A 17,989-nucleotide genomic window follows, 5' to 3' on the forward strand; every position below is an offset into this window, starting at 1 on the left:
AGTTCACATGGCAATCCTCGACTGGATACTTCTCGGTGCCTACTTCCTGCTACTCGTCCTGATCGGCGTCCAGACCATGCGTCGCGTCAAGTCGCCGGACGATTTCGCGGTGGCGGGCAACCGAATCATCTGGCCGGTCTTCTTCGGCAGCCTGGCTGCAGCCTTCCTCGGCGGCGGGGCCTCGCTCGGCGTCGCCGGCGCCGCGATGCGCGACGGCTACGTGTACATGTTCGCCTTCTGCGCCTTCGGCGTTCAGACGGTGCTCGTGGGCTACTTCGTCGCGCCCAAACTCAAGAACTACATCGGGGCCCACACCCTCGGCGACATCATGGAGACCCACTACGGTCGACCGGCGCGATTGGTCACCGGCGTGCTGTCCGTGGTCCTGTGTGCCGGCATCCTCGGGGCCCAGGCACTGGCCATCGGCACCGTCGTCAACGCCACCCTCGACGTGCCCACCGTGCCCGCGGTGATCATCGGCATGGGCGTGGTGGTGCTCTACTCGTCGTTCGGTGGGGCCTGGGCGGTGATCCAGACCGACCTGCTGCAGTTCGTCTTCCTGGGAGTGCTGCTTCCGGTGGCGCTCCTCATCGGACTCGACGCCGTCGGTGGACCCTCGGCTCTCCTGGACAGTGTTCCCGCCGAGCATCTTTCGTTCATGGGTGACTACACCCCGGCGCAGTTCCTGACGCTGTTCGCGGCACTGCTGCTCGGCGAGACGCTGGTCCCGCCGTACGCGCAGCGGACGTTCTCCACCCCAGACTCGCGGCACGCCCGCAAGGGATACGCACTGGCCGGGTTCTTCTCGTTCTTCTTCTTCTTCACCTCGGCGTCGCTCGGGTTGATCGCCCTCGTTCTGTACCCGGACATCGAGACCGATCAGGCTCTTCCGACCGTGGTGATGAACCTGATGCCGGTCGGTGTCCTCGGCCTGGTGGTAGCGGCTCTGATGGCGGTCGTGATGTCGACGGCCAGTTCGTATCTCAACTCGACCGCCGTCGTCCTCACGAAGGACATCTACCAGCCGCTCAGCCCGGCCGAGCTGCCCCCGTCGAGGCGGCTGACCATCGAGCGGGTCACCAGCGTCGTCGTCGGTGCCGGGGCCACCATCTTCGCGCTCAGCGTTCCGTCCATCGTCGACGCCCTCCTCTACAGCTACACGCTGTGGGCACCGACGGTCATCGTTCCGCTGTTCGGCGCCGTGCTGTTCGGGGTCCGGTCCGCGCCGGCGGCGCTGTCGGCGATCGCGGCGGGCGCCGTCGTCACCGCGGTGTGGCAGTGGGGACTGGACGCACCGATCGGGCTGGACGGGCTGGTCCCCGGCGTCCTCGCCAACCTCCTCGTGTTCGTCACGGTCGCCGTCGCGACCTCGTCCCGTTATCCGCGCAGGCAGCAGCCTTCTGTCCGCGTCTCCGAAGGAGAATTCGCATGATTCCCGTCCTCCTCTATTACGGGGTCCCCACCGCCGTCATCACCGTCACCCTGTGGGTCGGATTCCTCGGCTGGCGCTTCTACGTCAAGGAAGTGCTGCGCGGCGGCAACGACGAGACCGGTCACGATCATGGGTGACACCGTGGATGTTCCCGGCGTGACCACCGGTACCAGCCCGTACCCGTCGGCCCGCAGGATGGGCGACCTCGTGTTCGTCTCCGGCCAGGTCTCGTTCGACGACGACGGCCGCGTGGTCGGCACCGATGTGGTGACGCAGACGCGTCACTCCCTCACACGACTGGACCGGGTTCTCGCCGCGGCGGGGTCCACCCTGCGCGACATCGCTTCGGCCACGGTGTATCTCACGAACGCCGCGGACGCCTCGGAGTTCAACGAGGAATGGATGCGCTGGTTCGGCGGGGACCACCGCCCGGCGAGGGCGACCGTAGTCGCCGACCTGCTCGACCCACGGCTACTCGTGGAAATACAGGCCGTCGCCGTCGCCGTCACCGGCCACGGGGCCGAAGGAAAGGAAGCGGAATGAAGGTGGCAGTACTCGGGGCCGGAGTCGTCGGGGTCGCGACCGCGCACGCTCTCGCCGAGCGCGGACACGAGGTCCATCTGTACGACCGGCGCGGCGAGGTCGCATCGGACACCAGCGCGAGCACCGCCGGGCTGATCGCCCCCGGCCACTCGTACGCGTGGGCGTCGCCGTCGGCTCCCCCCATGTTGGTCCGGTCGTTGCTCGGCGAGTCGACCTCGATCCGCGTCCGCCCGCGCGCGGACCTCGACCTCGCCCGGTGGGGTGTGCGGTTCCTCCGAGAATGCACGGCGTCCCGCGCGCGGTCCAACACTCTCGCGAAGCTTCGCCTGGCCCGGTACAGCCAGCAGCTGATGGACGAGCTCGCCGCCCGCGAGGACCTGGAATACTGCCAGACGCGGAACGGTGTGCTGTACCTGTACCGGAACGAGGCGGAACTCACTCAGGCGCAGGCGAATTCGCAGATTCTCCGCGACCACGGTCAGCGACAGGACGTGCTGGGCCCCGACGAGATCGCCGCCGTCGAGCCCGCTCTGCGGCACGGGACCGCCACGTTCGCCGGGGCGATCCACGACCGGACCGACGGCACCGGCGACCCGCACCGATTTTCGGTGGGGCTCGCCGAGGAGTGCCGACGGCTGGGCGTCCGGTTCCACCTGAGCACGTCCGTCGTGGGACTCGAGACCGACGATGCGGCGATCACGCGCGCCGTCACCGACGAGGGCGAGATTCGCGCGGACGCGTTCGTCCTCGCCGCCGGGGCCGCGAGCGCCCTCGTCGCGCGGAGCATCGGCCTGCGACTGCCCGTCTACCCGGCCAAGGGCTACACACTGACCGCCACGGTCAAGGATCCCGACCGCGCGCCCGTGGTGGGCGGTATCGACGAGAAGACGCTCGTCGCCTGGTCTCGCTTCGGTGACGAACTGAGGATGTCGGCCACCGCGGAATTCGTCGGGTACGACCGCAGTCACTCCCCCGCCGACTACGCGGGAATCGTGGATGCGGGAAACGAACTGTTCCCCGGCGCCGTCGACTGGGACACGGCCCGATACCGGACGGGCCTTCGCCCGATGACCCCCGACGGACCACCGATGATCGGGTTGGGGCGCCACGACAATCTGTATTTCAACACCGGCCACGGTCACGTCGGCTGGACGATGGCGTGTGGCTCGGCGCGGATCCTCGCGGACCTCGTGGACGAACGGCGACCGGACATCGACCCGACGCCGTACTCGCCCATTTCGTCCCGCCGGCATCCGAGCGGACGACGGGCGTAACGAACACCGTCGATCCGACGACTATCCGGACGTGCCTCCCGAACCGGCGGTACACAGACCCCGCTGACCGCAACCCCCGACTGCGGTCAGCGGGGTCGTCACCGCCTCCCAGCGGCGGATTCCGATCAGTTGCTCTCGGCGTCCCGCTTGGCGAAGGCGAGTTGCATTTCCCAGCCCTCGATGTTGCCCTCGACGGCGGACCGGCGGCGGTCGGCACTCGGGTACAGGGCGGCGAATCCGGTCTCGACGACGCGCAGGAGCGTGCCACCGTCGCGCTCGGACAGGAAGAATTCGACCAGCGTGGATGTGCCCTCCACGAGGGGCTGTGCGGGATCGTCTCCCCCGCGGAACGAGACGTAGTGCGGTGCGTCCGACTTCACCGGAAGGATCGGGAATCGCCCGTACGGGGGGAAGTCGACGACGAAGACGTCACCCTCACGAGTGGTGGTCGTCTTGCCGAGCTCTCCGTCGCCGATGAACCAGCCGGGTTCACTCACCAGCCCGAACACCCGCTCGATGGGAGCGTCGATCTGGATCTCGCGCTCGATCCTGTCCTGGGACGCGTCGGGAACACTCATGATCATCCTCACCTCTCGACCTCACCTCTCGACGATGTGCTACCTCACGGTTGCACATCGGAGGCCGTTGCGCAACCCTGGGGTTGCACTCGGCGGGGTGGGGGCCGAAAACGCGACCGGGCGCCCGCCCACCGCCGGAACGACGCGGAGCGGGCACCCGGAGAACGTGTCAGGCGAAGTGCGCCAGCAGGGCGTCGCGCTGACGGTCACCGAGGCCACGGAGGCGGCGAGTCGGCGCGATCTCCAAGTTGGCCATGATCTCCTGGGCCTTGACCTTGCCGATCTTCGGCAGCGCTTCCAGGATGGCGCTGACCTTGGTCTTTCCAATGATGTCGTCGACATCTGCCTTGGAAAGGACCTGCTTCAGCGTGACGTCACCGGACTTGAGCTTGTCCTTGAGCTCTGCGCGTGCCTTGCGAGCGGCGGCGGCCTTCTCGAGAGCTGCTGCCCGCTGTTCGTCAGTGAGCTGGGGAAGTGCCACGATGTCTCCTTCATTCGGGGTACGTATCGAACACCGTAGCGAGAGAACCGCAACTTCACCGCATCCATCGGACGTGTCGCGCATCCTGTCCGATTCGAGAGCCTGGCGATCACCGGTCCGGTGCCGCGAAAAATGCCAGGACACAGCCGTGGCGGTGTGCCATGCTCGACACGTTCCGATCGGTACGAACGAGTTCAGGAAGGAAGTCGGCGATGCGCGCACTGCCCATCACCCACGCGGCCCGGTTGCAGCCGTCACGCACGAGCGCCGCCCGCACCTTCGCTTCCGGCCGACAAGCCGAACGCGGAAATATGCCCGCCGCGAAGACCTGCCGCGCCGCCTGACACGCCCGCACCGAACACCGTCGCCGGCGTGCCGCCACCGCCGTGAACCGACGAAGGAAACGAGACCTCCCATGAGGCACTTCACCCGCAACCCACACGGCAGCACCCTCGACGCCCGCAACTGGTCGCGGGCGGACGTGCTGGTGCTGAACGTCACGTACGAGGCCCTCTGCGAGATTCCCGCGGAGCGCGCCGTCGTACTGCTCAGCGTCGGCGCGGCCGAGACGGTCGCCGATCGGGAACCGCCGTTCCCGATCCGATCGCAGCACGTCGAGATCACGCTGCCACGGACAGTTCGACTGCTGCGGTACGTCTACGTCCGGCACAGAGTTCCGGTGACCGACGGCAGCCGCGCGACGTTCGCCGGTGTGTTCCGGCGCGACCGTCATCGTTGCGGCTACTGCGACGACCCGATCGCCACGACCATCGATCACGTGCTGCCCCGCAGCCGCGGCGGCCCGAACACCTGGGCCAACCTCGTGGCCTGCTGCGCTCCGTGCAACCAGAGGAAGGCCGACCGCACCCCCGAGGAGGCGGGAATGCCGCTCCTGTGGGAGCCGAGGGCGCCGCGGCACATCGAGAAGGCGCAGCGGCGGATCTGGAGGGATCTCGCGGCGGTCTGACCGCGAGACCCCCGGCGCCCACCCCCCACCGACCGCACTTCCCCGGGAAGGGGAAATCCCCGATGACCGACGTCCTGGACACGTCCCTGTCCACCCTGCTGACCGCGTCCGACGACCCGGCGGGATGGGTCGACGCCGCGTGCCGCGCCGATCCGGAGCCGGACCGGTGGTTCCCCTTCCCGACCGAGGATTTCGCGTACGCGCGCGACGTCTGCCGTGACTGCGCACTGCGACTGCGTTGCGAACTGTTCGCCGGCGCCACCGGACAGACCGGTGTCTGGGGCGGCAAGGATTTCGACCGGGGCCGGGTCACGCGGGCGTGAGCCGTATGGGTTGATCGCGCACGTGCGCTTGGGGCGGCGCGACCCCGGCCCGGCGACTACTGCCCCAGAATCTCGGGCAGCGCCACGTCCTCCCCCCGCACGTGCTCCGAGAGGAACGACAGCACCACCTGGTACCAGACTTTCGCGTTCTGGGGGCTGAGGATCCAGTGGTTCTCGTCCGGGAAGTAGAGGAATCGATGTTCCGTGCGCCCCTCGTCGTCGGCGGGCAATCCCGACTCGGACAGCAACTCGAACCACAGCCGCAACGCCTCGCCGATGGGTACGCGAAAGTCCTTGTCTCCGTGGATGACCAGAATCGGGGTGGCGATGTCCGCGACATACAGGTGAGGTGAATTCTCCACCGCCATCTCGGGCGTCATCTCGCGCTGCCAGTACCACGCGGCGTCGGTCGTGGGGCCGAACTGGTCCAGCGCCCACAAACCGGCGTGCGAGACGATCGCCGTGAACCGGTCGGTGTGTCCGGCGATCCAGTTGGCCATGTATCCGCCGAACGATCCGCCCATCGCCGCGGTGCGCTTCTCGTCGATCTCGGGCAGCGCCACCGCAGCGTCGGTGATCGCCATGAGATCCGTGAACGGCGCCTTGCCCCACTTGCCCCAGCCCCGTTCGACGAACTCCTGCCCGTACCCGGTCGACAGCGCCGGATCCGGCAGCAGCACGGCGTATCCCCGCGCCACCAGCAGCCACGGGTTCCACCGCCACGACCAGGTGTTCCACGAACCCAGTGGACCGCCGTGCACCCACAGCGCCAACGGGACCGGCGCGTGGGTGGAGGCCCCGGTCGGCACCGCCAGCCATGCGCGCACCAGCACACCGTCGGCGGCCACCGTCTCGACCTCCGTCAACGTGCCCGGCAGTTCGGGGTGTTCGGCGGGCGCCTTCAGCAGCGACACGGCGCCGGTGGTGAGGTCGATGCGCACCGGGTGCGGCGGCGTCGCGTAGGACGCCCGCAGCGCGAACACCGTCGATCCGTCCGGTGCCACCTGCATATCGGTGTACGCGGAATCGTCGCTCGTGACCGGTGTGGGATCCGTGCTGTCACGGAGGAGGAAGATCGGTGCGCGGCCGTGGTCGTCGGCGGTGACCAGAAGCCCGGAGCCGTCCGGCAACCAGGCCACGGACGTGGCCCACCGGTCCCACCCCGGCGCCACCTCCGTCACCACACCGGTGTCGAAGCTGTACTGGTGCAGGCTGAATCGCGGCGCGGAGTCGGGCGTCGCGTGCGATTCCCGCGTGAACACGACGCGCCGCCCGTCCGGTGAGATCGCCGGGTCCGACAGGTCGGCTCCGGCGTCGTCGACGAGGACCGCACGCGCGCCCGTCTCGGTGTCGATGCGCACCAGGATGTTCCGGATCGACGCCAGCGGGCCGGGCACCGTCCACGACGTGACGACGAAGGCGCCGTCGTCGCTCAGCGCGTAATTCGCCTCCCGCAGTGCCGGGCCGGGCATCGGGGTGAGATCGGTCAGGTCCGGCTCGTGCCCGCTCTCGTCGAGCTCGTCCAGCGGAGCGGACAGGAGGTGCGGCACGTCCGGACCCAGATCGTGGTCCCAGTAGCGCATCGGGAAGCCGGTGTGGAGGATCGCCGACACCTTCTTCTCCTTGCGCTCGGCGCGCACCCGCTCGTCGTCGGCAGACGCGCCGGATCTCCCCAGAACGCCGGTGGTGACGACGAAACGCGGGGCGCACCGCGCGGCACGGACCCCGGTGATGCCGCCGCCGCGACGCGCGACGACCACCGCCTCGCCGCCCCGCGCGGGCAGTCGCCACAGGTCGTCGGGAAGCTCGTCCTCGTCCTGCGTCGGACGGGACGACGTGAAGAGCAGATCGCCGTCGCTGGTGAACGTGGCGTTGGACTCCCCGGTGCGGCCCCGGGTGAGCCGCCGCGCCGCGAACTCGCCGGTGGGATCGATCTCCCACAGTGCGGTGACGTACTTGGTCGACTTCTCGTCGAGCGTCGATTGCGCGACGACGAGCCGTCGCCCGTCCGCAGACAGCGCGAGGCCGCCGACCCGGCCGAGCGCGAGATAGTCGTCGAGGTCGTCGAAGGGAGTTCCGGCGTGGAGTTCAGGAATCGCGGTCACGAGTCGTTCGTATCACGAACCGGGCCCGAGCCGTCGGACATCGGAGTCTCAGGCAAGTAGGGGCGCGACCCGCGGCGGGATCTCGTTCAACGCGTAGGGCAGGCTCAGCACGGTGCTCCACGCCATCGCCTCGGCGGCCGCGTCCTCGAGCGTGATCGTGCGGCCCGCCTTCACCACGTCGAGTTCCTGATAGATGGGTGTCTTGTCGAGTTCCGCGCGCAGCTTGTCGCCGTAACCGCCGCCCGCGTACCAGACGAGGAGGTCGACGTTCGCGAGTGACAGCTGCTCGGTGCTGATCTCGGCGAAGTTGCCCGTGATCTGTTCGGTCACAGGAGGATTGACGAAGCCGAGTTCGGTGAAGAACCGGACCTTCGGGTCTTCCGGGCCGTATACACCGAACTGTCCGGGCCCCTTGAGCGCACCGACGAGGACGGTTTTGCCTGCGAACGCCGGGTTGGCGGCCCGGACGTCAGTGAACTGCTGCTCGACGGACGACACCAGTTCGGCGGCTTTGTCCTTCTTGCCGAGCGTGTCGCCGAGAATCCTCGTCTGGTCCTGCCACGGGACGCCGTAGTCGGCGAACTCCTTGGGCTGCGCCACCGTCGGCGCGATGGCGCTCAGCTTGTCGTACTGGGCCTGGGTGAGCCCGGAGTAGGTGCCGACCACCAGGTCCGGGGCGACCGTCGCGACCTTTTCGAAGTCGATGTTGGTCGACGCCGTGCCCACGATCTCCGGCTTCGCGTCGCCGAGGAGGTCCTGCGCCCACGGCCACACGCCGTAGGGGTAGTCGCCGTACCAGTCGAAGGTGCCTGCCAGTGTGCCGCCGAGCGCGAGGATGGTGTCCTGGTCGTTGTAGCCGACGCTGACGATGCGCTGCGGGTCGACGGGCACCTGGGTTTCGCCGTACTTGTGGGCGATGACGGGACCGGACGGCTCACTGCCGGTAGCGGAGCCGTCGCCGTCCGAGCTGCTGCAGGCCGCGGCGAACGCGAGCAGCGCTCCCCCGGTGCCCACGAGGAATCCGCGTCGGCTCAGGCCGATCCTCTGTTGACCCACGTTCATGCGGCGACCCTCTCGTCTACCAGGTATTGCGACCACTTAGGTAAGGCTTGCCGAGCTTAGCCTAAGAGGTCGCGCGGACGGGCTCCCGCCACATCGCCCACAGCGTCGGACCGCCGTCCGGTATCCGGATCTCACCGGTCACGTCGAAGCCGAACCGCTCGTAGTACGAAATGTTGTCCTTCTTGCTCGATTCCAGATACGCCGGAATCCCCGCAGCATCACACCGGTCCAGCCGCGACCGCAGCAGCGCCTTCCCGTATCCGCCGCCCCGTCCCGCGCTCGACGTTCCGATCGTCGCCAGATACCAGTGCACGGGGTCGACCGGGTGCGCGTCCTCGACGGTTCCGCTCACCGCGGCGCCGACGCCCAATTGCGGGCCGAACGCGCGGATCAGTCCGGGCAGGCTGAGGAGCGAAGACAGTGTCGACTGCTTCCACCGGCCCGGCGGATCCCACATGGCGGCCCCGCGGATCACGCCGTTCTCGTCCTCGGCGACTTCTGCGCCGCCACCGGCGAGATGGTGGTGGCGGATCTCCACCGCGAACAGTCTCGGCAGGCCGCGCCGCCGGCGCTCGGGGTCCGGCCACATCCACACCATCACGGGGTCGTCGAAGAACGCGTCGGCGAGGACACGTGTCAACTCGGGAATGTCAGATTTGGTCGCGGCCCGCACGCTCACACCCATGCCCAGAGGGTACGGGCCGACGGCAGTGGCCCGCGGGAACGACTGGCCGCCATCCCCCGGTTCGGGCCACTATGGACTCATGAACCGCCCCGAGTACTCACGCAGTCGACCCGCATCCGGCGGCAGGTGATGGGACGCGTCACCGCGCGACGCCCGGTCGTCCGGATCACGGAGCACGGCACCACCCGGCGGCCCGATTCGCTCGCCGTCGAAGAGCCGCTGGAGATCCGGGTCGGCGGCCGCTCACTGGCGGTGACGATGCGCACGCCGGGCGACGACATCGATCTGGTGCACGGGTTCCTGTTGACCGAGGGCATCATCGCGAGCCGCGACGACGTCGCCGTCGCCCGCTACTGCGACGGTGTCGACGACAGCGGCGCGAACACGTACAACGTGCTCGACGTGACACTGGCCGACGGAGTCCCGGCGCCCGGCGGACCGGAACGCCTGTTCGTCGTCTCGTCGGCGTGCGGGGTCTGCGGCAAGGCGTCCCTGGACCAGGTCCGGACGCGATCACGATTCCCGTTGTCCGGCAACGACTTGTCCGTGACGGCTGCCACGCTGTCGTCGATGCCCGCCACCCTCAGGGCGGGTCAGCGCATCTTCGAGTCGACGGGCGGACTGCACGCCGCTGGCCTGTTCACACCCGACGGCGCTCTCGTCGCGCTGCGCGAGGACGTCGGACGGCACAACGCCGTCGACAAAGTGCTGGGGTGGGCGGTGACGCAGGATCGGGTGCCGCTGTCGGGGAGCATTCTGCTCGTCAGCGGTCGTGCATCGTTCGAACTGGTGCAGAAATCCGTGATGGCCGGGATTCCGATGCTCGGCGCCGTGTCGGCGCCGTCCTCGCTGGCCGTCGACCTGGCACTGGAATCCGGCACGACGCTCGTCGGCTTCCTCCGCGGGGAGTCGATGAACGTCTATGCCGGAACCCAGCGCGTGAAGGCCGGGGCCTGAGCGGGCCCTTCTAGACGGTGGCGTCGACGAGGAGCTTCGCGCCGGTGGCCGCCTGGACGTCCTCGACGCTGTGACCGGGTGCGGTCTCGACGAGCCGCAGGCCGTCGGGGGTGACGTCGATGACGGCGAGGTCGGTGACGATCTTCTGGACGCAGCGCTTGCCGGTGTACGGCAGCGTGCACTCCTCGAGGATCTTGTGCTCACCCTTCTTGGTGACGTGGTCCATCATCACGATGACCTTGCCGGCGCCGTGGACCAGGTCCATCGCGCCGCCCATGCCCTTGACCATGGCGCCCGGGACCATCCAGTTGGACAGATCGCCGTGGCTGCTGACCTGCATGGCACCGAGAACGGCGACGTCGACGGCGCCGCCGCGGATCATCGAGAACGAATCGGACGACGAGAAGAACGCACCACCGGACACCACGGTGATGGTCTCCTTGCCCGCGTTGATCAGCTCGGGGTCGACCTCGTCGTCGGCCGGGTACGGTCCGACACCGAGGATGCCGTTCTCCGAGTGCAGGATGACGTCCTTGCCGGCCGGGATGTGACCGGGGATCAGGGTCGGCATGCCGATGCCGAGGTTGACGTACTGTCCGTCCTCGAGTTCGGCGGCGACCCGGGCCGCCATCTCGTCACGCGTCCAGCTCATGCCCGCACCGTCCTGTTCTCGATTCCCGTTTCCTGCTTACCGACCTCGACCACACGCTGGACGAAGATGCCGGGGGTGTGCACCTCGGCGGGGTCGATCTCGCCGGGCTCGACGAGGTATTCGACCTGCGCGATGGTGATGCGGCCGGCGCCCGCGGCGTCCGGGTTGAAGTTGCGGGCCGTCTCGCGGTACACGAGGTTGCCGAGCCGGTCGCCCTTCCAGGCGTGGACCAGCGCGAAGTCGGTGCGGATGGCACGTTCGAGGACGAACGCCTCGCCGTCGAACTCGCGGGTCTCCTTGGGCTTGCTCGCCACCGCGATGCCGCCCTGCCCGTCGTAGCGGATCGGCAGACCGCCGTCGGCGACCTGCGTTCCGACACCGGCGGGGGTGTAGAAGGCGGGGATGCCCGCTCCCCCGGCGCGCATGCGCTCGGCAAGCGTGCCCTGCGGGGTGAGCTCGACCTCGAGCTCGCCGCTCAGATACTGCCGCGCGAACTCCTTGTTGGCGCCGACGTACGAGCTGATCGTGCGGCGGATCCGGTGCTGCTCGAGGAGGAGACCCAGACCGAATCCGTCGGTGCCGCAGTTGTTGCTGACCGTCTCGAGGTCGGTCGCACCTTGTGCGAGGAGGGCGTCGATGAGGACCGAGGGGATACCGACGAGGCCGAAGCCGCCCACCGCGAGGGACGCTCCGTCGGGGACATCGGCAACGGCCTCGGCCGCCGTTGCGAAGACTTTGTTGACCATGTGACCCAGGCTACCGCAAAATGTTCGAGTAGTGAACACCCATCCACATTGCGAACAAATTGCGCCCCGCCTGTTGGCCCCATCACAGAACGCGACTACTATGTGCGAATAGCGGCCGACTGTTCACATCGAGAACGTGAGGATCTTTTTCCATGCTGCATCTGCCAGCCCACCACCACGCCGGGCACGAAGCGAATGCCCCGCTGCTGTTCCCCGAGTACAAGACGACTCGGCTGCGCAGCCCCAAGAACGACCTGATCCTGGTCCCGCAGCGACTCGGCGAGATCACCGGTCCGGTCTTCGGCGACGCCGACATCGCCAAGGGTGAGAACGACATGACCCACGCCAACGGCGGCGAGGCCCAGGGACAGCGCATCATCGTCCACGGCCGCGTCCTCGACAGCGCGGGCAAACCCATCCCCGACACCCTCATCGAGGTCTGGCAGGCCAACGCCGGAGGCCGCTACCGCCACAAGATGGACTCCTGGCCGGCCCCGCTCGACCCCCACTTCAACGGTGTCGCCCGCTGCCTGACCGACAAGCAGGGCCACTACGAGTTCACGACCATCAAGCCCGGCGCCTACCCGTGGGGCAACCACCACAACGCGTGGCGTCCCGCGCACATCCACTTCTCCCTGTTCGGTCAGGCGTTCACCCAGCGCCTGGTCACGCAGATGTACTTCCCCGACGATCCGTTCTTCTTCCAGGACCCGATCTACAACTCGGTCCCCGAAGCCGCCCGCGAGCGGATGATCAGCACGTTCGACTACGACCAGACCCGCGAGAACTGGGCCGTCGGATTCAAGTTCGACATCGTCCTGCGCGGTCAGGACGCCACCCCGTTCGAGGAGGGCCACTGATGATCGACACCCAGAACCCCGACGCCCCGCGCTACCCGGTCTTCGCCAAGAGCCAGGACGAGGTGCCGTTCGGCGTCACCCCGTCCCAGACCGTCGGCCCGTACGTCCACATCGGCCTGTACCCCACCTGGGAGAACAGCGGTAACACCGTCCCCGAGGACGCGCCCGGACGCATCACCGTGTCCTTCAACGTCATCGACGGCGCCGGACAGCCGATCGGCGACGCGATGATCGAGACCTGGCAGGCAGACGCCGCGGGCAGGTTCAACAGCCCGACCGATCCCCGCGGCGCCGCCGAGGCCACCCCCGCCGGATTCCGCAGCCTGGCACGCGTGTTCGCCGACGAGTCCGGCACGATCGTGGTGCACACGGTCAAGCCCGGCGCTCTCCCTGCGGAGAACGGCACCGCCGAGGCCCCGCACATCAACGTCGGACTGTTCGCCCGCGGCATGCTCGAGCGGCTCTACACCCGGCTCTACTTCCCCGAGGACACCGACGCCCACGCATCGGACCCCGTCCTCTCCGCCGTCCCGGAAGCAGACCGCCCCAAGCTGATCGCGGCGAAGACGGATCGCGGATACCACCTCACGATCCACGTGCAGAATACGGACGGACGGGAAACCCCGTTCTTCGCTCTGTAGCCGGCCGCAACCCAGAAAGGTGTCGCGTGTGAACTCTCCGGAGACGTCCCGGGGTGCCCTGTTCGATCCGACGTTCGGTGCCGGCGAGCTGTCGGCGCTGCTCTCCGACCGGGCGTGGGTCACCGCAATGGTCGAGGTCGAAGGGGCACTGGCCCGGGCGGAGGCGAAGTGCGGGGTGATCCCCGCCGCGTCCGCCGACTCGATCTCCTCGGTGTTCGCACGCATCGTCGCCGAGGACTCCGTGGACGTCGGAGCCCTCGGCGACGCGGCCGCAGCGGGCGGCAATCCCGTGATCCCGCTGGTGACACTGCTCCGCGGCGAGGTCACGGCCGCGGATCCCGACGTGCCCGGTAGTCACGTGCACAAGGGCGCGACGAGTCAGGACATTCTCGACACCGCCCTGGTGCTGCTGTGCCGTCGATCGGGGGCGCACGTCCTGGCGTCCCTCGACGAGGCGGTGCTCTGCGCCGAGGCCCTCGCCCGGGCCCAGCGCGGCACCCCGATCGCCGGTCGCACCCTCGGCCAGCAGGCCCTCCCCACCACGTTCGGCGTGCTCGCCGCCGGGTGGATGACCGCGCTGCACAGGGCTTCTCGCCCCCTGTTCGACGCACTCGACGCCCTGCCCGTGCAATTGGGCGGCGCGGCCGGAACGTCCGCGGCGCTCTACCCGCACGGTCTCGACGTCGCCGACGTGCTCGCCGATGAACTCGGGCTCGCCCGTCAGGACGTGCCCTGGCACACCGACCGCACGCGCATCGCGCTGCTCGCGTCTGCGCTCGGAACCACCGCGGGAGCGGTGTCCAAGATCGCCACCGACATCGTGTTCCTGTCCGCTACCGAGGTCGGCGAGGTCAGCGAAGGGTCGCCCGGCGGTTCGTCCGCCATGCCGCACAAGCGCAATCCGGTGGCCGCGATCGCGGCCCGCGCGGCGGCACGACGCGTCCCCGGACTCGTCGCGACGATCCTCGGCTCGATGGATCACGAGCAGCAACGCGCCGCGGGTGCCTGGCACGCCGAATGGGAAACACTCACGGACATGCTGCGCCTCACCGGCGGGGCCGTCGCCCGTATCGCCGACTCTCTCGGCGGACTCGACGTCCACCCGGACGCGATGGCCCGCAACCTCGACGTCACCGGCGGCCTGCTGCTCGCCGAACGGGTCACCGGCGCCCTGTCCAGCCGCACCGACGACGCGCGCGACCTCGTCACCGCCGCGTGCCGGAGCGGCCACCCCCTCGACGAGGACCCCGGGCTCCTCGAATACCTGCAGGCGGACGAGATCCGCGCCCTGCTCGACCCCGCCGGATACCTCGGCCACGCTCACGACATAGTCGACCGCGCACTGGACACAGTGGCCCGCGGCCGGGAAGGAACGCGATGACAGTCGCACTCGCACACGAAATCTCCGGACCCCGCACCGGCGCGGCCGACGCGCCCGTCGTGGTCCTGCTCGGATCGCTCGGCTCCAACCGCTCCATGTGGGACCCGCAGATCGCGGCGCTGTCGGACGAATGCCGCGTCGTCGCCGTCGATCAGCGCGGCCACGGCGAATCCCCGGCGCCGGACGGGCCGTACTCCGTCCGCGACCTGTCCGAGGACGTCCTGGCGCTGCTCGACTCGCTCGGAGTCGACGCCGCCCACTTCGTCGGACTCTCCATGGGCGGGGCGATCGCCCAGTGGCTGGGTGCGCACGCCCCCCGCCGGGTGCTGTCGTTGTCGCTGCTCTGCACCGCCGCGAAGTTCGGCGAACCGCAGGGCTGGACCGAGCGGGCCGCCGCGTCGCGCGCCGACGGCCCCGAGTCGCTCGCGGATGCCGTCGTCGCACGATGGTTCAGCGAGGGCCTCGCGAAGCGTGATCCGGAATTCGTCCGGCACTACCGCGAGATGATCGCGTCGACGTCCCCCGAGGGCTATGCCGCCTGCTGCGACGCCCTCGCCGACTGGGACTTCACCGCCGACCTCTCCCGCATCAGCGCGCCGACGCTGGTGATCGCGGGCGAGGAGGATCCGTCCACCCCGCCGTCGGTCATGCAGGTCCTCGCGGACGGCATCACCGGCGCCCGATTCGAGGTGCTCTCCCCCGCCGCGCACGTCGCGAACCTCGAGCAGGCGGGCGCCGTCACGGCGCTGCTGCGCGAACATATCGCCGGCGGCGGCTACGCCCGCGGGCGCCGCGCCGCGCACGCCCAGGGTATGACGGTGCGCCGCTCGGTCCTCGGCGACGCCCACGTGGACCGCTCCGTGGCGGGGACCACCGACTTCACGGCACCGTTCCAGGACTTCATCACCCGCACCGCATGGGGCGACATCTGGTCGCGTCCCGGGCTGGACCACGAGATGCGGCGGCTGCTCACGATCGCCGTCCTCACCGCGGTCGGCAACGATCACGAACTCGACATGCACATCCGGGCCGCCCTCCGCGCGGGAGTCGACGCCGACAAGATCGGTGAGGTGCTCCTCCACACCTCCGTCTACGCCGGGGTGCCCAACAGCAATCTCGGGTTCGCACTCGGCAAGCAGGCCCTCGCCGATCTCGCGGAAGAGACGACCGAGACGGCGCGCGATTCCGGGACGGAGGAGGATTCGCAGACATGACCGCAACCGAACCGACGGAAAAGATCCTCCCGTCCCCCGACTACGTGCAGTCGCTGGCCCGGGGCCTCGCCGTGATCCGCTGTTTCGACCACCAGAATCAGCGGCGCACGCTCAGTGACGTCGCCCGCGCCACCGACCTCACCCGCGCCACCGCACGCCGGTTCCTGCTCACCCTCGTCGAACTCGGCTACGTGGCCACGGACGGTTCCGCGTTCTGGCTCACCCCCCGGGTTCTCGAACTCGGGTACAGCTACCTGTCGAGCCTCTCGCTGCCGGAGGTGGCTCAGCCGCACCTCGAGCGGCTGAGCCACAAGGTCCACGAGTCGTCGTCGGTGTCGATCCTCGACGGCGCCGACATCGTGTACGTGGCCCGTGTTCCCGTCAGCCGGATCATGACGGTGGGCATCACCATCGGCACCCGCCTCCCCGCGTACGCCACCTCGATGGGCCGGGTCCTGCTGGCCGGTCTGGCCGACGACGATCTCGACGCGTACCTCGAGAAGCTCGACATCCAGCGCCTCACCGAGCGCACGATCACCGCCCGCGACGATCTGAAAGCTGCGATTCTCGCGGTCCGCGCGGAGGGCATCTGCGTTCTCGACCAGGAACTCGAGGCCGGCCTTCGGTCGATGGCCGCACCGATCCACAACGCCTCCGGGCTCACCGTCGCCGCAGTGAACATCTCCACTCCGGCCGCGCGGTACAGCCTCGAGGATCTGCATTCCGATCTCATCCCGTCGCTGCGGGTCACCGCAACCGACATCGAACAGGACCTCGCCACCGTCAACCGCTGACGCTGTTCCCGAGGAATCTTCACGAAAGGCCTTTTCATGCGTGACGTCGTCATCTGCGAGCCCCTGCGAACACCGGTCGGGCGCTTCGGCGGAGTGCTCAAGGACATCACCCCCCAGAGCCTCGCCGCCGCCGTCATCACGGCGCTCGTCGAACGCACCGGCATCGACGGCAGCCACATCGACGACGTCATCCTGGGCCAGGCGTCCCCGGGCGGCGAGGCCCCGGCCATCGGCCGGATCGCGGCCCTCGACGCCGGACTCGGCATCGACGTCCCGGGCATGCAGGTTGATCGCCGCTGCGGATCCGGACTGCAGGCGGTCATCACCGCGGTGCTGCAGGTGGCCTCCGGCGGCAACGACCTCGTGCTCGCCGGTGGCGTCGAATCCATGAGCCAGGCCGAGTTCTACACCAACCCGAACATCCGCTGGGGCGTCAAGGGCGAAGGGGTGCAACTCGCCGACCGGCTCGCCCGCGCCCGCGTCACCGCCGGCGGCGCGAACTTCCCCGTGCCCGGCGGCATGATCGAGACCGCCGAAAACCTGCGCGCCGAGTTCGACATCAGCCGTGAGGACCAGGACGCGCTCGCCGTCCAGTCGCACCAGCGGGCCGTCGCCGCGCAGGAGTCGGGCCGCTTCGCCGAGGAAATCGTCGGAGTGACGGTGCCGCAACGCAAGTCGGACCCGCTCGTCGTCGACAAGGACGAGCACCCGCGCGCCGACACCACGGTGGAGTCGCTGTCCAAGCTCCGCGCCATCCGCTCCACGATCGATTCCGCCTCCACCGTCACCGCCGGCAACGCCAGCGGCCAGAACGACGGCGCCGCCGTGTGCATCGTGACCACCGCGGAGAAGGCGAAGGAACTGGGGCTGAAGCCCCTCGCCCGGATGGCGTCCTGGGCCGTCGCCGGCGTCCCGCCGCGCACCATGGGCATCGGCCCGGTCCCCGCCACGGCGAAGGCGCTCGGTCAGCTCGGACTGTCGCTGTCCGACATGGGTGTCATCGAACTGAACGAGGCCTTCGCCGCGCAGACCCTCGCCGTCCTCCGCAACTGGGACCTCGACCCCACCGACGAACGCCTCAACCCCAACGGATCCGGCATCTCCCTCGGCCACCCCGTCGGCGCCACCGGCGGCCGCATCCTCGCCACCCTCCTGCGCGAAATGGACCGTCGCGAATCGCGCTACGGGCTCGAGACCATGTGCATCGGCGGCGGCCAGGGGCTCGCCGCGGTGTTCGAACGGGTCTGATCGCAGGAGCGCATTCGCCGCCGTCAGGCCAGTGCACCCACCACGG

General features: G+C 69.0%; 21 protein-coding genes. 14 read left to right on the top strand and 7 right to left on the bottom strand.

The window, feature by feature from the left end; translation table 11 throughout:
• The 4 genes from RJ1_RS41675 to RJ1_RS41685 all read left to right on the top strand — a co-directional run.
• On the top strand, positions 1-1,432 hold a 1,432-nt coding region (locus RJ1_RS41675; RefSeq protein ID WP_255284957.1), incomplete at its 5' end, for a sodium:solute symporter family protein.
• Positions 1,429-1,569 carry a hypothetical protein gene (locus RJ1_RS47090; RefSeq protein ID WP_162850330.1) on the top strand — a complete coding sequence of 47 codons (141 nt, stop codon included), beginning with the start codon at positions 1,429-1,431 and terminating at the stop codon, positions 1,567-1,569. The genes RJ1_RS41675 and RJ1_RS47090, both read left to right, overlap by 4 nt.
• Complete coding sequence (locus RJ1_RS41680) at positions 1,562-1,975, top strand: RidA family protein (protein WP_073369868.1); 414 nt, start codon at positions 1,562-1,564, stop codon at positions 1,973-1,975. The genes RJ1_RS47090 and RJ1_RS41680 overlap by 8 nt, the downstream gene beginning before the upstream one ends.
• Positions 1,972-3,249 (top strand): D-amino acid dehydrogenase, encoded by a 1,278-nt coding sequence (locus RJ1_RS41685; protein WP_073369870.1) that lies wholly within the window; start codon positions 1,972-1,974, stop codon positions 3,247-3,249. Before RJ1_RS41680 ends, RJ1_RS41685 begins: the two co-directional genes overlap by 4 nt.
• A 125-nt stretch (positions 3,250-3,374) precedes the next feature.
• Here the strand turns inward: RJ1_RS41685 and RJ1_RS41690 are convergent, their stop codons facing one another.
• Both RJ1_RS41690 and mihF read right to left on the bottom strand, forming a co-directional pair.
• Positions 3,375-3,833: an SRPBCC family protein gene (locus tag RJ1_RS41690; protein ID WP_073369872.1), complete on the bottom strand. Its 459-nt coding sequence runs from the start codon at positions 3,831-3,833 to the stop codon at positions 3,375-3,377.
• A gap of 163 nt (positions 3,834-3,996) precedes the next feature.
• A complete protein-coding gene (gene mihF / locus RJ1_RS41695; RefSeq protein ID WP_073369873.1) occupies positions 3,997-4,308 on the bottom strand; it encodes an integration host factor, actinobacterial type in 312 nt (103 codons plus the stop codon).
• Between the two features lie 212 nt (positions 4,309-4,520).
• Between mihF and RJ1_RS48480 the strand changes: the two genes are divergently transcribed.
• The 3 genes from RJ1_RS48480 to RJ1_RS41705 all read left to right on the top strand — a co-directional run bounded on the left by RJ1_RS48480 (position 4,521) and on the right by RJ1_RS41705 (position 5,598).
• Positions 4,521-4,652 (top strand): hypothetical protein, encoded by a 132-nt coding sequence (locus RJ1_RS48480; RefSeq protein WP_255284958.1) that lies wholly within the window; start codon positions 4,521-4,523, stop codon positions 4,650-4,652.
• 71 nt (positions 4,653-4,723) lie between these two features.
• A complete protein-coding gene (locus RJ1_RS41700) occupies positions 4,724-5,275 on the top strand; it encodes an HNH endonuclease (RefSeq protein ID WP_073369875.1) in 552 nt (183 codons plus the stop codon).
• A gap of 62 nt (positions 5,276-5,337) precedes the next feature.
• A complete protein-coding gene (locus tag RJ1_RS41705; RefSeq protein WP_073369877.1) occupies positions 5,338-5,598 on the top strand; it encodes a WhiB family transcriptional regulator in 261 nt (86 codons plus the stop codon).
• A 56-nt stretch (positions 5,599-5,654) separates the two neighbouring features.
• Here RJ1_RS41705 and RJ1_RS41710 read toward each other — a convergent pair whose 3' ends face one another.
• The 3 genes from RJ1_RS41710 to RJ1_RS41720 form a co-directional block, all read right to left on the bottom strand.
• Complete coding sequence (locus RJ1_RS41710; protein ID WP_073369879.1) at positions 5,655-7,703, bottom strand: S9 family peptidase; 2,049 nt, start codon at positions 7,701-7,703, stop codon at positions 5,655-5,657.
• Positions 7,704-7,751: 48 nt separating this feature from the next.
• A complete protein-coding gene (locus RJ1_RS41715) occupies positions 7,752-8,765 on the bottom strand; it encodes an iron-siderophore ABC transporter substrate-binding protein (protein ID WP_073369881.1) in 1,014 nt (337 codons plus the stop codon).
• Positions 8,766-8,826: 61 nt separating this feature from the next.
• On the bottom strand, positions 8,827-9,450 hold the full coding sequence (locus RJ1_RS41720; protein ID WP_073369883.1) for a GNAT family N-acetyltransferase: 624 nt from the start codon (positions 9,448-9,450) through the stop codon (positions 8,827-8,829).
• Positions 9,451-9,579: 129 nt separating this feature from the next.
• On the opposite strand from RJ1_RS41720, the gene fdhD reads away from it, so the two are divergent.
• Positions 9,580-10,407 (top strand): formate dehydrogenase accessory sulfurtransferase FdhD, encoded by an 828-nt coding sequence (gene fdhD, locus RJ1_RS41725; protein ID WP_073369885.1) that lies wholly within the window; start codon positions 9,580-9,582, stop codon positions 10,405-10,407.
• Positions 10,408-10,417: 10 nt separating this feature from the next.
• On the opposite strand, the gene RJ1_RS41730 is transcribed toward fdhD, so the two are convergent.
• Positions 10,418-11,059 (bottom strand): 3-oxoacid CoA-transferase subunit B, encoded by a 642-nt coding sequence (locus tag RJ1_RS41730; RefSeq protein WP_073369888.1) that lies wholly within the window; start codon positions 11,057-11,059, stop codon positions 10,418-10,420.
• Complete coding sequence (locus RJ1_RS41735) at positions 11,056-11,805, bottom strand: CoA transferase subunit A (RefSeq protein ID WP_005248111.1); 750 nt, start codon at positions 11,803-11,805, stop codon at positions 11,056-11,058. The genes RJ1_RS41730 and RJ1_RS41735 overlap by 4 nt, the downstream gene beginning before the upstream one ends.
• A gap of 152 nt (positions 11,806-11,957) precedes the next feature.
• On the opposite strand from RJ1_RS41735, the gene pcaH reads away from it, so the two are divergent.
• Genes pcaH through RJ1_RS41765 form a run of 6 tightly spaced genes read left to right on the top strand, consistent with a single transcriptional unit; the run spans position 11,958 to position 17,943 of the window.
• The gene (gene pcaH, locus RJ1_RS41740) at positions 11,958-12,665 is read left to right on the top strand and encodes a protocatechuate 3,4-dioxygenase subunit beta (protein WP_073369890.1); all 708 of its coding nucleotides are present in this window, start codon (positions 11,958-11,960) and stop codon (positions 12,663-12,665) included.
• Positions 12,665-13,306, top strand: coding sequence for a protocatechuate 3,4-dioxygenase subunit alpha (gene pcaG, locus RJ1_RS41745; protein ID WP_073369892.1), 642 nt, complete (start codon positions 12,665-12,667; stop codon positions 13,304-13,306). The genes pcaH and pcaG overlap by 1 nt, the downstream gene beginning before the upstream one ends.
• A 28-nt stretch (positions 13,307-13,334) precedes the next feature.
• A complete protein-coding gene (gene pcaB / locus RJ1_RS41750; protein WP_073369894.1) occupies positions 13,335-14,687 on the top strand; it encodes a 3-carboxy-cis,cis-muconate cycloisomerase in 1,353 nt (450 codons plus the stop codon).
• Positions 14,684-15,901, top strand: a complete 1,218-nt coding sequence (gene pcaDC, locus RJ1_RS41755; protein WP_073369896.1) for a bifunctional 3-oxoadipate enol-lactonase/4-carboxymuconolactone decarboxylase PcaDC — start codon at positions 14,684-14,686, stop codon at positions 15,899-15,901. The genes pcaB and pcaDC overlap by 4 nt, the downstream gene beginning before the upstream one ends.
• The gene (locus tag RJ1_RS41760) at positions 15,898-16,695 is read left to right on the top strand and encodes an IclR family transcriptional regulator (protein ID WP_073369898.1); all 798 of its coding nucleotides are present in this window, start codon (positions 15,898-15,900) and stop codon (positions 16,693-16,695) included. Before pcaDC ends, RJ1_RS41760 begins: the two co-directional genes overlap by 4 nt.
• Positions 16,696-16,731: 36 nt before the next feature.
• Positions 16,732-17,943, top strand: coding sequence for an acetyl-CoA C-acetyltransferase (locus RJ1_RS41765; protein ID WP_073369900.1), 1,212 nt, complete (start codon positions 16,732-16,734; stop codon positions 17,941-17,943).
• Positions 17,944-17,989 lie beyond the last annotated feature (46 nt).

Origin of the sequence: Rhodococcus jostii NBRC 16295 (assembly GCF_001894825.1) — a bacterium.
In the GTDB taxonomy this organism is placed as follows: Bacteria; Actinomycetota; Actinomycetes; order Mycobacteriales; family Mycobacteriaceae; genus Rhodococcus_F; species Rhodococcus_F jostii.

Excerpts from the sequence above, each read along its gene's own strand:
- RJ1_RS41760 (WP_073369898.1), top strand. The coding sequence starts at position 15,898 with ATGACCGCAACCGAACCGACGGAAAAGATCCTCCCGTCCCCCGACTAC.
- pcaH (WP_073369890.1), top strand. The coding sequence starts at position 11,958 with ATGCTGCATCTGCCAGCCCACCACCACGCCGGGCACGAAGCGAATGCC.
- pcaDC (WP_073369896.1), top strand. The coding sequence starts at position 14,684 with ATGACAGTCGCACTCGCACACGAAATCTCCGGACCCCGCACCGGCGCG.
- fdhD (WP_073369885.1), top strand. The coding sequence starts at position 9,580 with ATGGGACGCGTCACCGCGCGACGCCCGGTCGTCCGGATCACGGAGCAC.
- RJ1_RS41730 (WP_073369888.1), bottom strand. The coding sequence starts at position 11,059 with ATGAGCTGGACGCGTGACGAGATGGCGGCCCGGGTCGCCGCCGAACTC.
- RJ1_RS41685 (WP_073369870.1), top strand. The coding sequence starts at position 1,972 with ATGAAGGTGGCAGTACTCGGGGCCGGAGTCGTCGGGGTCGCGACCGCG.
- RJ1_RS41690 (WP_073369872.1), bottom strand. The coding sequence starts at position 3,833 with ATGATCATGAGTGTTCCCGACGCGTCCCAGGACAGGATCGAGCGCGAG.
- RJ1_RS48480 (WP_255284958.1), top strand. The coding sequence starts at position 4,521 with ATGCGCGCACTGCCCATCACCCACGCGGCCCGGTTGCAGCCGTCACGC.
- RJ1_RS41715 (WP_073369881.1), bottom strand. The coding sequence starts at position 8,765 with ATGAACGTGGGTCAACAGAGGATCGGCCTGAGCCGACGCGGATTCCTC.
- RJ1_RS41765 (WP_073369900.1), top strand. The coding sequence starts at position 16,732 with ATGCGTGACGTCGTCATCTGCGAGCCCCTGCGAACACCGGTCGGGCGC.
- RJ1_RS41735 (WP_005248111.1), bottom strand. The coding sequence starts at position 11,805 with ATGGTCAACAAAGTCTTCGCAACGGCGGCCGAGGCCGTTGCCGATGTC.
- RJ1_RS47090 (WP_162850330.1), top strand. The coding sequence starts at position 1,429 with ATGATTCCCGTCCTCCTCTATTACGGGGTCCCCACCGCCGTCATCACC.
- RJ1_RS41680 (WP_073369868.1), top strand. The coding sequence starts at position 1,562 with ATGGGTGACACCGTGGATGTTCCCGGCGTGACCACCGGTACCAGCCCG.
- RJ1_RS41705 (WP_073369877.1), top strand. The coding sequence starts at position 5,338 with ATGACCGACGTCCTGGACACGTCCCTGTCCACCCTGCTGACCGCGTCC.
- RJ1_RS41720 (WP_073369883.1), bottom strand. The coding sequence starts at position 9,450 with ATGGGTGTGAGCGTGCGGGCCGCGACCAAATCTGACATTCCCGAGTTG.
- pcaG (WP_073369892.1), top strand. The coding sequence starts at position 12,665 with ATGATCGACACCCAGAACCCCGACGCCCCGCGCTACCCGGTCTTCGCC.
- RJ1_RS41700 (WP_073369875.1), top strand. The coding sequence starts at position 4,724 with ATGAGGCACTTCACCCGCAACCCACACGGCAGCACCCTCGACGCCCGC.